At 67.3% G+C, this 12,305-nt stretch carries 9 protein-coding genes and 3 pseudogenes; 7 read left to right on the top strand and 5 right to left on the bottom strand.

Features of this window, described 5'->3' with window-relative positions; all coding sequences use genetic code 11:
- Positions 1 to 387: GAF domain-containing protein (locus tag ACRDP3_RS01860; RefSeq protein WP_431515019.1), on the bottom strand; the 387-nt coding region annotated here is incomplete at its 3' end.
- Between the two features lie 227 nt (positions 388 to 614).
- Here ACRDP3_RS01860 and ACRDP3_RS01865 point away from each other — a divergent pair.
- A complete protein-coding gene (locus tag ACRDP3_RS01865; protein WP_431515020.1) occupies positions 615 to 1,844 on the top strand; it encodes an FUSC family protein in 1,230 nt (409 codons plus the stop codon).
- Between the two features lie 298 nt (positions 1,845 to 2,142).
- On the opposite strand, the gene ACRDP3_RS01870 is transcribed toward ACRDP3_RS01865, so the two are convergent.
- The gene (locus ACRDP3_RS01870) at positions 2,143 to 2,382 is read right to left on the bottom strand and encodes a DUF6411 family protein (protein WP_431515021.1); all 240 of its coding nucleotides are present in this window, start codon (positions 2,380 to 2,382) and stop codon (positions 2,143 to 2,145) included.
- Positions 2,383 to 2,599: 217 nt separating this feature from the next.
- On the opposite strand from ACRDP3_RS01870, the gene ACRDP3_RS01875 reads away from it, so the two are divergent.
- From ACRDP3_RS01875 to ACRDP3_RS01885, 3 genes and pseudogenes are all read left to right on the top strand, one after another.
- Positions 2,600 to 3,817 carry a phospholipase D-like domain-containing protein gene (locus ACRDP3_RS01875; RefSeq protein WP_431515022.1) on the top strand — a complete coding sequence of 406 codons (1,218 nt, stop codon included), beginning with the start codon at positions 2,600 to 2,602 and terminating at the stop codon, positions 3,815 to 3,817.
- Between the two features lie 125 nt (positions 3,818 to 3,942).
- Positions 3,943 to 4,107, top strand: a pseudogene (locus ACRDP3_RS01880) (SsgA family sporulation/cell division regulator); the annotation flags it as partial.
- 28 nt (positions 4,108 to 4,135) lie between these two features.
- A pseudogene (locus tag ACRDP3_RS01885) lies at positions 4,136 to 4,426 on the top strand (hypothetical protein); the annotation flags it as partial.
- Here the strand turns inward: ACRDP3_RS01885 and ACRDP3_RS01890 are convergent.
- Positions 4,402 to 5,328: an SRPBCC family protein gene (locus ACRDP3_RS01890; protein WP_431515023.1), complete on the bottom strand. Its 927-nt coding sequence runs from the start codon at positions 5,326 to 5,328 to the stop codon at positions 4,402 to 4,404. The pseudogene ACRDP3_RS01885 and the gene ACRDP3_RS01890 sit on opposite strands and share 25 nt — an antisense overlap.
- Positions 5,329 to 5,333: 5 nt before the next feature.
- Positions 5,334 to 5,894, bottom strand: coding sequence for a hypothetical protein (locus tag ACRDP3_RS01895; protein WP_431515024.1), 561 nt, complete (start codon positions 5,892 to 5,894; stop codon positions 5,334 to 5,336).
- Positions 5,895 to 6,619: 725 nt separating this feature from the next.
- On the opposite strand from ACRDP3_RS01895, the gene ACRDP3_RS01900 reads away from it, so the two are divergent.
- Positions 6,620 to 7,516: a SigB/SigF/SigG family RNA polymerase sigma factor gene (locus ACRDP3_RS01900; RefSeq protein ID WP_431515025.1), complete on the top strand. Its 897-nt coding sequence runs from the start codon at positions 6,620 to 6,622 to the stop codon at positions 7,514 to 7,516.
- Between the two features lie 481 nt (positions 7,517 to 7,997).
- On the opposite strand, the gene ACRDP3_RS01905 is transcribed toward ACRDP3_RS01900, so the two are convergent.
- Positions 7,998 to 8,849: a hypothetical protein gene (locus ACRDP3_RS01905; RefSeq protein WP_431515026.1), complete on the bottom strand. Its 852-nt coding sequence runs from the start codon at positions 8,847 to 8,849 to the stop codon at positions 7,998 to 8,000.
- Positions 8,850 to 9,245: 396 nt separating this feature from the next.
- On the opposite strand from ACRDP3_RS01905, the gene ACRDP3_RS01910 reads away from it, so the two are divergent.
- Together ACRDP3_RS01910 and ACRDP3_RS01915 are read left to right on the top strand one after the other, a co-directional pair.
- On the top strand, positions 9,246 to 10,592 hold the full coding sequence (locus ACRDP3_RS01910; RefSeq protein WP_431515027.1) for an AI-2E family transporter: 1,347 nt from the start codon (positions 9,246 to 9,248) through the stop codon (positions 10,590 to 10,592).
- Positions 10,593 to 11,142: 550 nt separating this feature from the next.
- Positions 11,143 to 12,032 (top strand): annotated as a pseudogene (locus ACRDP3_RS01915) (UTP--glucose-1-phosphate uridylyltransferase).
- Positions 12,033 to 12,305: the final 273 nt, after the last annotated feature.

Consider the following 12,305-nt stretch of genomic DNA (forward strand, 5'->3'; position numbering starts at 1 on the left):
ATCGTGCGCATGCCCGCCAGGCGCACGATCGAGCTCGTCCGCGACCACTGCTGCCAGGTCCTGCAGGGTGTGCGTTTCCTGCGGGGTGACCGGGCGGGGGCTGGTGTCGAGGACGTTGACGGTGCCCAGGCGGTAGCCGTCTGCTGTGGTGATGGGGGCGGCAGCGTAGAACCGTAGTCCCATCTCCCCGCGTACCAAGGGGTTGGTGACCGCTTGGGCGTCTTGGAGGGTGTCGGTCAGCAGGTAGGGCTCGTCCTGCAGGATGGCGGACGCGCACAGGCCGGGGTCGCGGCCGATTTCACTGACGCCGGCCAGGCCCTCGGTGGCTTTGAACCAGATCCGGTCCTCATCCACGATCGTCACGGTCGCCATCTGCGGGGCGGCCATGAGGGATGGTGCCGCTACGCCGGGTCAGCAGCGGCTGAGGTGGACACCGAACTGGGTGGGGGCACGTCGTGCTCGGTGCTTGTTGGCTGCCCGTTCGCCCGGCAGGGGCTGGAGGTGAAGAGTGGCCGGATTCTGTTGAGATGACCTCGCAGGGTGCGGGGAGAGCCAGGTGCGGGGTACGCCGGCAAGCGACTCCCGAGGCTCAACTCCCGGAAGGGCTCCGATAGATGACCGAGACAGCTGCGCCGCCGCAGCGAACACACCTGGCGCCCCAGGGCCGCCAGGCCCGAGTACGGCAGTGGCTCAGCCGTGCCAAAGGGTCGGACGGTCATGAGCGGCACACTGTGGCGTTCATCGGCAAGGCCACGCTCGCCGTCTCCGTCTCCTGGCTCATCGCGCATGAGGGGATGGCCGCTGAGTCACCCGCCTTCGCTCCGTTCTCCGCACTGCTGATCATTCAGGTCACCGTCTACCAATCGCTGCTGCAGGCACTGCGCTACGTCGGCGCGGTATCCGCAGGCGTCGCGCTCCAAGCAGTCCTCGGCTTCCTGACCGGTTCCGGGCCGGTGACGTTCACGCTGGTGGCGCTGATCGCGTTGGTCATCGGCCGGTGGCGGCGCCTGGGCACGCAGGGTTCGCAGGTGGCGACCGCCTCGTTCTTCGCCTTCTCCACCTACCTGGCGGCCACCAGCACCACCCAGCAGCTGAACCAGCTCGGGCAGATCATTCTGCTGGTGTTCCTCGGCTGCGGGGTGGGTGTCGCGGTGAACATGCTGGTGCTGCCGCCGCTGCGGTACCGCAGCGCCGAGCACGGGGTACACGTGCTGGCCCACTCCCTGTGCGATCTGATCAGCGACATCTATCCCGCACTGTGGGAGGCGGAGCTGAAGCGGGAACGGACTCGGCACTGGCGGCACCGGGCTGCCCACCTGGGTGACATCGTCGCCCAGGCCCACGCTTCGGTGCGGACCGCGTGGGAGAGCACCTTCTACAACCCGCTGCATCTGCTGCGGCGGCGTCGGGGCCGTACGACCTTCTCCGGCTACCAGACGATCATCGACGCCCTGGAGCGCGTCACCTACCAGGTGGCCTCGATGACCCGCAGCCTGGACCAGTGGCACACCGGCGGCGGCAGCCTGCAGCAACGGGACTTCCTCCGCGGCTGCGGCGACCTCCTGGCCTCACTGGCGAGCATCACGCAGCTGATGAGCCGCATCGACGAAGATCACCTCACCGAGCAGTACATCGAACTGTGCTCCCTCACCGAGCAGGCACAGCATCACCGCAACCGCCTCGCCCAGCACACTGAGGAAAGTTCACTGCCGGTGGCCGACCCCACCATGCCCTACGGCATCCTGCTCGCGGAGGCCACGCGGCTCATGGACGAGTTCCAGCACACCTGCGAAGTGATCCACCAAGTGATCAACCGCGCGGATGCCCGCCCAGCGACCGCCTGACATGAGCGACCCCGCCGGCTGGTGTCAGAACCGGCGGGGCCTGCGCCATCGATTGGACCCGGGCCAGACGACAACGTGCCCTGTTGAGTTGCCACACCGCACGGCTTCATGCACTCCTCGACACCGAACACCGAGCCCGGGGTGTCGGCATGCCGGCGATACCGCTGCACGGGAGGCGCGAGCGACTTCCGGTCTGGCACCCACCTCTCGGTGACGCGCCAGCAGTGGATCTTTCGAAAGTGGCGACTTCAAGCCCCGCACGTGGACGAACTCCATAAGGCCCGCTCTCAGCGGACGGTTAGAAGGGCATGCGCCGACGGGTGCGACGGCCGGCACGCCCGCTCTTGCCCACGGCGCGGGAGCTGCTGCGGAAGGGCTTGCTCAGCAGCCGGCCCAAGGAGCCGGGTGCCTTGCCCGCGGTACGAGATCCCGCGCCCAGGGAGCGCTGTGCCCCGCGCTGGGGACGGTGGGAGAACCGCGGCACAAGAAAAGCGATGACGGCCAGGACGACACACACGACAACGATACCGATGACCACGAGAGGGCTCCTTAAGCAGTTTCGTACACTCTCTGGCTGCCCCTTGCAGGGACCCTCATGCCGCATGCGCCGACGACCAGCGATGATGTGACGCATGCGACGGGTGCTGTTTCCTTGCCGTTTCCCGCCACGCCGCTACAGTCCCCGGGCGCCCACACGTCACGGGCGATGCCAGCCCGCCCCAGCCCTTACCGAACGATGCGACCGGCAGGTGACCATGACGACCATCGAGGACCAACCCGATCCCCCAGCTGGTGCGTGGGAGTCCGCCACGACTGCCGGGGCTGCGAAGCTGCGGATACGGCGCCGGCTGGAACGCCTCATCGGGATCGCCGCCACCGAAGGCAACTCTCTGGTGCCCCTGCGCAACGGCGACGAGATCTTCGCCGCGATGCTGGCCCAGGTCCGGGCGGCCGAGCACACGGTGGACATGATGACCTTCGTGTACTGGCGGGGGGACATCGCCCGGCAGTTCGCCGACGCGCTGGCCGACCGAGCCCGTCAGGGCGTGCGGGTCCGGCTGCTGCTGGACGGCTTCGGCAGCAGGCTGATCGAGCAGGACCTGCTGGAGATGATGGAGCAGGCCGGCGCCCAGGTGGCGTGGTTCCGCAAGCCGTTGTGGATCTCCCCGTTCAAGCAGAACCACCGCTGCCACCGCAAGGTCCTGGTTGTGGACGAGCAGGTCGCCTTCACCGGCGGTGTGGGCATCGCCGAGGAGTGGTGCGGTGACGCCCGTAACGAGAAGGAGTGGCGGGACACCCACGTCGAGGTCCGCGGCCCGGCGGTGGACGGCATCGCCGCCGCGTTCGCCCAGAACTGGGCCGAATGCCATGACGAGCTCTTCGACGACCGCGACCGCTTCGTCGGGCACAGCCCGCATGGGGACGCCGTTGTCCAGGTGGTCCGCGGCTCGGCCAGCTTCGGCTGGCAGGACATGCAGACCCTCATCCGCGTGCTCCTGGAATCCGCGGAGGAGCGCGTACGGATCGCCACCGCCTACTTCGCGCCTGACGCGTACTTCATCGAGCTGCTGTGCCGGACCGCCCGGCGCGGGGTGGAGGTGGAGATCCTGCTCCCCGGCCCGCACACCGACAAGCGGGTCTGCCAGCTGGCGGGCCAGCACTTCTACGAAGACCTCCTCGCCTGTGGGGTGCGCATCTGGCAGTACCAGCCGACGATGATGCACGCCAAGGTCATCACCATCGACCAGATCGCCTCCCTCATCGGATCCACCAACTTCAACCGGCGCTCCCTCGACCACGACGAGGAAGTCATGCTCGCCGTACTGGACGAGAACTTCACCGCCGACCTGGACGGCCACTTCGAGCAGGACCTGGCCGTGAGCGAACGCATGCAGGCAGGCCGCTGGAAGAGGCGCCCGAGCACCCAGCGTGCGAAGGAAATCGCAATCGCCCCCATCCGACGGTTCCTCTGAACTCAGGACTCTCCCTCTGCCAGCGACCGTCCGACAGCGGCTGTTGCGGTCAGCGAGGACGATGGTGGATCACGAAGACCCGTTCCTTTCGGCAGCTCTCGCTGGTGCTGTCAGCGCAGTGGGCCGTGCCGCTGTACGGTCATTTCAGCTACCGCGCCGACGACCCCTACGCCGTCACCCTCGACTTCTATCTGGGCTCCCATCATCCGGTGCGCTGGGTCTTCCCCTGCGATCTGCTGGCGACGGGGATGAAGTTTCCGGCCGGCCACGCCGACGTGCGAGTGCGGCCGACGCAGGTCGGCAACCTCATCAGTCTGTGCCTGGACTCCCTCCCAACAAGGCGATGCCTTGTTCGAGATGTCCGTGACGCCGCTGATGGAATGGCTGGAGCGCACGTACCAGCTCGTCCCGCCGGGGCAGGAATACCGCTTCCTCGACCTCGACACCCTGCTGGAACGGCTGCTGGGCGATCCCTCTGAAGGCAGCGGCGAGTCCGGAGGCGAAGAGCCGGCCGACGGCCCGCGCGAGCATCGCTATGACGCCACCGGCGACCCCACGGAAACCGATGACCGCCCGGGGGACGCTCACCGTTCCTCTTCGGAGTTATAGTCCTCCTCGCCTTCTTCGCCCTCCTCTTCGTACTCGCCCTCCTCGTCGTACTCGTCGTACTCGTCGTTCCCGTCTGTCTCCTCGTCTGACTCCTCGTCTGCCAGTGCGTCCTCGTGGCTGCGTACGAGCTCGCCCTCGCGAATCTCGCCGCGCCAGCCCTCCGGCACCTCTTCCGCACCCAGCGTCACGTACCGCTGGAAATGCTTGAGGTCGAGGCGCAGCCTGCGGCCCTGGACCCGCCAGATACTGCCCGTCTTCTCGAGGAATCCGCCGGGGGTGTACTCGACGACGACCACGATCCGCGTCAGGCTCGGCGCCAGTTCATGGAAGGAGACCGCGCCGTGCGTGGTCGTCTCGCCCGACGACTTCCACACGACCCGCTCGTCGGGCACCTGTTCCAGCACCTCGGCCTTGACACTGCGTTTGGAGGGACCGACTTTGAGTCTCCACTGGGACTCCAGGTCATCGTCGTCGGACCGCGAAGCCTCGACCACGCCCTTCATGAAGCTGCTGAATTCTTCGAACTCCGTCCAGTGGTCGTACACCCGGCGCAGCGGCAGACCCACATCGAGCACTTCGATGATGTTGGTGACCTTCTTGCTCCCCGCCTTACCACCGCCGCCGAAGAGCTCCTTGGTCTTCTCCACCGCCTTGTCCTTGACGCCCTTCAGTACCTGGCCCCCGACGGCCTTCACCGGAGACTCCCCCTGCAGCAGTTTCCCGCCCATCTTCGGCAGTTCCCCGGGCAGTTCCCCCTGCGCGACCTTGGACATCTTGTCCCCGGCCGTACTCACCACCTTGTTCGCCTTGGTGAGCAGGTACTTGGTGAGTTCCTCGCGCACTCTGTCCAGGCCCGAGCCGCCGGCGTCCCCAGCGCTCTTGCCCGTCGCTTTGTCCGGCATGGCTGCTACCTCCGACGGCGGGATTGATCGGCGGGCCTCTTCTGGGCGGTTTTCTTGGCGGCCTTCTTCAGCGGGGCCTTCTTCGCCGTCTTCTTGGCGGGCGCCGACCGCTCAGCCGTGTCACGAGGGGGACGCTTCGCGCTCTTCGCCTCCGGACGGTCGCGACCTCCCTCTCCCCGCGGTTCCGTTTCCTCGTCCCCCTCCCCTTCGTCCTCGCCCTCCTCCTTCAGCTTCCCGGCCACGGTGTCCATGGTTTCGCTCAACGACTTCGTACGGTCGGCGAGGGAGTCGGCGAAGGCTCCCAGCCGCCGGTCGGCGACGGCCTTCAGCGCCTGACGTCCCACCGACAGCACCTCGCCGCGCACCTGGTCGGTCAGCTGGGAGAGTTGCGGTGAGTCACCGAGCTTGCCCACCTTCGTCGCGAGCATTTCCTGCGGCTTCGCCCGGAGTTTCTTGCTCACCAGACAGCCGGCGACCGCCAGCGCGAGCTTCCCCTTTCCGCTGCGGCCGAGGAGGTAGCCGGCCGCGATGCTCGCCACGAGTGCGGCCTTCGTACTGTCACTCATGACTGCGTCCCTCTCTGCTCGGCTCGTGGGGGGACTTCGAGTGCGCGGCCGGGCGCGGAGCCGGTCCGCTGCACCGTTGATCTGTCCGTGACGCCATGGATATCATTAGCTCACGCAGTGTCATGGAGCGCCTGATCTGGTCAGCCGTACGAGTGCGTGACGGGTGCCGACGACGCTACGGGCTCCGCCCGACGGCGCTCGTCCCAGGGACGAGCGGCCGCACTGGGCCGGACTCACTCTCGATCGACGTCATGAAGAGGCCGACTGGGCCGCGGGTGTGCGGCTACTGTGCCCCGCTCTGATCCTGTGGTCACTGCGGAACGATCTCGAAGACCTGTCGGCGACCCGGTGAAGATCTGGGAGCGTTGGGCCGGCGATGTGCGTGGCCGTGGGATCGACTCGGGCACCACATGGCTGAAGAAGCACCCGCAGCGGTCGCCGCTTCCTTGGACGACTTCTTCAGCAGCTGACCTGCGGACAGACGATGAGGCCGGTGGGGCGGCCATACCGGCGATTGCCCCCTCCCGAACCTCGAGGGCATCGGCAAAAGTGGCCACGTTTGCTTCGGAGTGCCAGGGCAAAAGGCCCTCCACGTGCTTCGGAATGAAGGCACAACCGCGGGAGCGGGACCTGTGTGTCCGCTCGGGACCGTCAAGGTCCGACCGCCTGTGCCTGTTCCCGCGGTGATCGCTCATAAGTCACCGATGGGAAGAGGGCGAAACGAAATGACGACCGCACCGGCCCGGACGAAGCGCGCACGCCACCCGCACGACGACGCCCCCGACACCGAAGCCGACTTCCGCCGCATCGCTTCCCTCCCGGACGGACCGGAGAAGGAGCGGCTGCGCCAGGACGTCGTACGGACCTGGATGCCCATGGCCGAACGGCTCGGCCGCCGCTACCGCAACCGCGGCGAAAACGTGGAGGACCTGCAGCAGGTCGCCTTCGTCGGCCTGGTCAAGGCCGTCACTCGCTACGACCCGGAGCGCGGCAGCGCGTTCGAGAGCTACGCGGTGCCCACCATCGTCGGCGAGATCAAGCGGCACTTCCGCGACCACATGTGGGGCCTGCACGTGCCGCGCCGGGTTCAGGAGCTGCGCAACCGCGTCCGTATCAGCCGCCGCGAACTCAGCCTGACCATGGACGGGCACAGCCCCACGGTGGCGCAGATCGCCGAGCACAGCGGAATGTCCGAGGAAGACGTGCTGGTCGGGATGGAGGCGCTGGAGAGCTACAGCACCCTCTCCCTGGACGCGGCACTGCCCGGCGCCGAGGACGGCTACTCCCTCGCCGACACTCTCGGCAGCGCCGAGCCCGCCTTCGACACGGTCGTCTACCGGGAATCGGTCAAGCCGAGGCTGCGCAAGCTGCCGGAGCGCGAACGCCACATCCTCTGCCTCCGCTTCTTCTGCGACATGACGCAGAGCAAGATCGCCGACCAGCTCGGCATCTCCCAGATGCACATCTCGCGGATCATCAGCCGCACCTGCGACCGCATCCACCAAGAGGTCGACGCGGAGCTGGAGCGCGAGACCGCATCCGAACTCGCCGCTGTCACGGCCTTCCCGAACGCTTCGACCCGTTCATCGGCGAAACCCGCCACGCGTTTGATCCCTATGTGACGCCATGCGTACTCGTGACAACACAGAGTGTCATGGGCGCCTGTTCTGGCCAGCCGTTCGTGTGCGGGAGGCATGGAGCGCGGTCATCTCACTCGGGCTCACACTGACTGGGGCCTTGTCGCCAGCGCTCACGGACCCGCAGCCGCGGTATGAAGGCGAACACACCCGTTCTCGGGCCTCGCCAGGGCCGCTATCGCTGATCTCCGTCCCGGTGTTGTTGACGCCGGTTCTCCCGGTTCTCCCGGTCCTCCCCGTCGTCGTTACGGCGGAGTGCGGTGGCCAGGCGGTAGCTCACGCATACGTCGTGGTAATCGACGCCGGCCTCGACATGCTCGGGGAGGTTCGTACGGTCAGAGCCCGAGGAGGACTCGCGCCCGGGGGAGCCGTGGAAGCGGACATCGGTCTCCGGTCGACTGCCGAAGCGGAGTTGGTTGGCCGCGACCGCGGTCTGCAGCTCGATGTCAGGCGCTTGAGTGCCGTTTCATGGCGGCTCGTCGCCTTCGCGCTTGCGGGCGGTACGGCGCTTGGGGCGTTCCTCGGAGCCGCCGGACCGGCCGGACCTCGAGGAGCGGGCCGCGGCTCCCTCGCCTGCCTTCTTCGCCGTGCGAGTGGCGGTCTTTCCGGCCTTGCGCACCGTACGCCCGGACTCGTCGATCGTCTTGCCCGCGCTGTCGCCGACGTCCCGGGTCGTCTCCGCCGCGCTCTCGCCGACATCCTCCACGGTCTGCCCTGCGCTTTCGCCGACGTCTTCGACGGCCTTGCCCGCGCTCTTGCCCACGTCCTGGACCGCTCCGCCCGCTCCCTCCCCGACGTCCTCGATCGCGGAACTCGCCCCGCGTCCGAGCTCGCCGACCGCTTCGCCCGCCCCGCTGCCCAGCTCACGCGTCGCGGAGCCGAGACCGGCGGTGATCTGCTCGAGGATCTGGGGATTACGGTCGATGGTAGTCAGCACCCGGCCGATGACTTGGGCGACGTTGTCGAGGCGCACCTTCAGCAGCGCCTGTGCGTCCACGCCCTTGATGTCCAGCTGGACCCTGCCCAGGGCGACGTCCGCGCCCACGTTGAGCTTGAGTATGTCCAGGACCTCCGCCTGCAGCGACACCCGTGCCCGCAGGTCGTCGACCTCCAGACTGATCTCATCGACGTGCAGCTGCGGTACGTCGAGCAGGACGTCGGGGTCCTCCTGGCGTGCCACCACGGTCAGATCGTCGGCACCGTCCTCGCCGCCGTCCTCCGCGTCGTACGGGCCTTCGTTTTCTCCGTACGGCTCCTCGTACTCCTCGCCGTACTCCTCCGATTCTCCCTGCTGAGGGCCCTTGTCCTTGTCGCTCATGCCGCTCCCTGCGAGTGCGAGTACGTGCAGAACGCCTCTTTTCACCATAGGCCGAGCACTTCACGCGCGCCCGGCCGCACATGGAACGGCCCGGCCTCGCGTACAGGGAAACGCGGGGCCGGGCCGATCTGCGTGGGGGGTGGCGATCCGGGGGAGTTGGAGGCCGCGAGAGCAGCCGCAGTGCTCCTTCTCCTCCTTCTTGGTCATCTTCCGCGCGTGCTGGGTCTTGGCAGGAATGCCCCCAGTTGCCCGCAATGCCGAAAGGAGGAGAGCGTGCGTTGCTGCCGGGTTGGAACATGATTGCGTGCCCTTCCCGTATGCAACCTCCGCGCCGGTAACGTCGTCGCCCAACAGCACCGGACCATGGCAAGACGGGTTTGCGGAGGTGGAAGGCGCGTGACAACGAGCACGGCGGACAAACTGCGCGACGGCGTGGCACGCCTTGCCGCCAGGATCGTCGAGCGTCGGGCCAAGCAGCTGGCCAAGGAAGAGGCAACCACCAGGAGTGGAGCCGAGTCACCCGGCACGGAAACACCCGAATCGTCTCGACCGCCCGGCACTCCGCCGGGAGGCGGCCGACGGCCCGCGCCGTCTGCGGCTCTGCCCTGGGGTCTACGGGTCGCGGCCGAGGCGGCATGGCGGCTGCTGGCGCTGGCCGGACTCGTCTGGGTGCTGGTTCAGATCATCGGCTCGATCAGCCTGCTCGTCCTCGCCTTCGCCGCCGGCCTGCTGGTCACGGCGCTGCTGCAGCCAACCGTCGCCTGGCTCAAGCGGCACCGAGTGGGCAGGGGGCTGGCCACGGCGACCACCTTTATCACCGGCTTCGTGGTGATCGGTCTCATCGGCTGGTTCGTGGCCTGGCAGGTGACGGAGAGCCTGCCCACCCTCACCAAGCGGATCCAGGACGCCATCGACGAGATGCAACGCTGGGCGATCAAGGGCCCATTCCACATCCCCGAGGAACAGGTCAACGACATCGGCAAGACCCTGAGCAAGTGGCTCGGCGACAACAGCGAGGCAGCGACCTCAGCCGGGCTCGCCGGCGTCACCGTCCTGATGGAATTCCTCTCGGGCGTGGCTCTGACGATGTTCATCAGCCTCTTCCTGCTCTACGACGGCGCCCGGATCTGGAACTGGGTACTCAAGCTGGTGCCAAGGGCAGCCCGAGACGGTGTCGCCGGCGCCGGCCCGCATGCTTGGGCCACCCTCACCGGATACGTACGCGGCACGGTGCTGATCGCATTCATCGACGCCGTCTTCATCGGCCTCGGGCTGCTGATCCTCGGCGTGCCGCTGGCGGTGCCGCTGGCAGGCATCATCTTCATCTCCGCCTTCGTGCCGATCGTCGGCGCCGCCATCTCGGGTGCGCTGTCCGTGCTGGTCGCTCTCGTCACCAACGGCCTCCTGACGGCAGTGTTCGTGGCGTGCGTCGTCGTGCTGGTCCAGGTACTCGAAGGCCACGTGTTCCAGCCGTTCATCCTCGGCCGGATGGTGCGCGTACATCCGCTCGCCGTGGTCCTCGCGGTGGTCGGAGGCAGCCTCATCGCTGGAATCCCCGGCGCCGTGGTCGCGGTTCCGCTCATGGCGGTGATCAACACGGCCGCCGGCTACCTGAAGGCCTACGCCGAGGACCACCATGCGCCCGAGCCCGCCCTTCCAGCCACGGGAGGATCGGCCTTCGGCCAGCGGCGAAGCATCACCGACAGAATCGGCCGAGGCGCCACCTCCTCGTCCCGACCCTGAAGCCCCTGACCGCCCGTTCCGGCCAGTCCTGAGTTCGCTGTCTCGTCGGCGAACCCGCAACGGGGCCGGAGCAGTGACGGGAAATATCAGCGTTCTCTACCCACGCGGTACGACACGGGGCTCACGCCGTGGCCGACGTGAGCCCATTGTGAGCCCGGACGCCCACGCACGGGGTGGCACAACCCGTCACCGAGTGTCAGGGGGCCTAGCCTTCACCTGCGGAAACCGGATGGGCGATCAGGCATCGTCACGATCTATCAGGATCCGGCGCAGGCTTGTAAACAGAAGGTCGTCGGTTCGAATCCGACAGGCGGCTCCCAGGTCAGAGGCCCCGTTCCATGATCGGAACGGGGCGGCGGGACTCCGCGGCCAGCCCGATTCGCGGCCAGCGTACGGCCCCCGGTCTCTCGCCCCGTGGCAGCTCCAGCCCCCAGTCCTTCCACGTCGCCCTGTCTGGCGCGTCGGGGATCTTGTAGCGAGTATGGCCAAGCGCTGTAGCGTGCTGATCACTGTGCACAGCGGCATCAGCACGCCTACTAATGGAGTCTCCATGGCCACGACGATTCGCAGGGCGATCATCCCGGCGGCCGGCCTAGGCTCACGCCTGCTACCACTGACGAAGGCGACTCCGAAGGAGATGCTGCCCGTTGGTGACAAACCCGTGATCGAGCACACCGTCCGCGAACTTGTGGCCTCCGGCATCACGGACATCACCATCGTCGTCTCGGACGGCAAGACGTTGATCCAGGATCACTTCCGTCCCAACCCCACCCTCGTCGACCGGCTGCGCGCAGAAGGCAAGACCGCGTACGCAGACGCGGTAGAGGAAGTCGGTGAGCTCTCGCAACTCGGTCACATCACGTACCTCGACCAGCACGGCCCGTACGGTAACGGCACCCGGTCCTCAACGCAGCGCGGAACTTCGACGATGAGCCCATGCTGGTCCTGTGGCCCGACGACGTCTTTGTGGCAAAGGTTCCACGCGCACAGCAATTGATCAGCGCGTACGAAGCGACGGACTGTTCGGTCCTGGCCCTCATGCCGATGGACCCCGCCGACTCCCAGCGCTACGGCGTCCCGACGGTCAAGGAGGACATGGGGAACGGGCTGCTACGGATCACTGGCCTGGTCGAGAAGCCGAAGCCGCAGGACGCGCCGTCGGGCTACGCGGCCATCGGCGGATACGTCATCACCCCCGGCATCATCGACGAGCTGAGCGAACAGACGAGGCGCTGGTACGGACACCGGACAGGCGAGATCTATTTGACCGACGCCATCAACGCCTACGCAGGCAGCCAAGCGGTCTACGGACAAGTTATCGAGGGATGCTGGTATGACACCGGCAACCCGCTGGCCTATCTCACCGCTCAATTCGCCGCTGCCCTCGCCGACGATGAGTACGGTCCGCACCTGCGTCAGCTCGCCCAGGAGCTCGATTGATCGTCACTGCGTTGAGATAGCAGCTGTACAGCAGCGAAGTACACAACGCACCGGGGTTGGCCCCGGTCGTCGCTGCCCACGGTCCCGGCGCTTCGGCCCCCTGCACGGTGCCGTGATCGGCGGCTGGCTCTTCCAGAACGGCGCGGCTCCCTGCCAGGGGACCGCCTCCAACGGCAGCGTCGTGGTCGGGGTGGGCGGCGCCCTGTACAACTACGGTCCGTCATAGAGGCACAGACCATCGTCGATCCGACGACGCCGGCAGGGTGAGCACAC

The organism is Streptomyces sp. (assembly GCF_050698815.1).
Taxonomy (GTDB): domain Bacteria; phylum Actinomycetota; class Actinomycetes; order Streptomycetales; family Streptomycetaceae; genus Streptomyces.

Coding starts and splice junctions, on each gene's coding strand:
- ACRDP3_RS01875 (WP_431515022.1), top strand. CDS start 2,600: ATGACGACCATCGAGGACCAACCCGATCCCCCAGCTGGTGCGTGGGAG.
- ACRDP3_RS01905 (WP_431515026.1), bottom strand. CDS start 8,849: ATGAGCGACAAGGACAAGGGCCCTCAGCAGGGAGAATCGGAGGAGTAC.
- ACRDP3_RS01895 (WP_431515024.1), bottom strand. CDS start 5,894: ATGAGTGACAGTACGAAGGCCGCACTCGTGGCGAGCATCGCGGCCGGC.
- ACRDP3_RS01865 (WP_431515020.1), top strand. CDS start 615: ATGACCGAGACAGCTGCGCCGCCGCAGCGAACACACCTGGCGCCCCAG.
- ACRDP3_RS01900 (WP_431515025.1), top strand. CDS start 6,620: ATGACGACCGCACCGGCCCGGACGAAGCGCGCACGCCACCCGCACGAC.
- ACRDP3_RS01890 (WP_431515023.1), bottom strand. CDS start 5,328: ATGCCGGACAAAGCGACGGGCAAGAGCGCTGGGGACGCCGGCGGCTCG.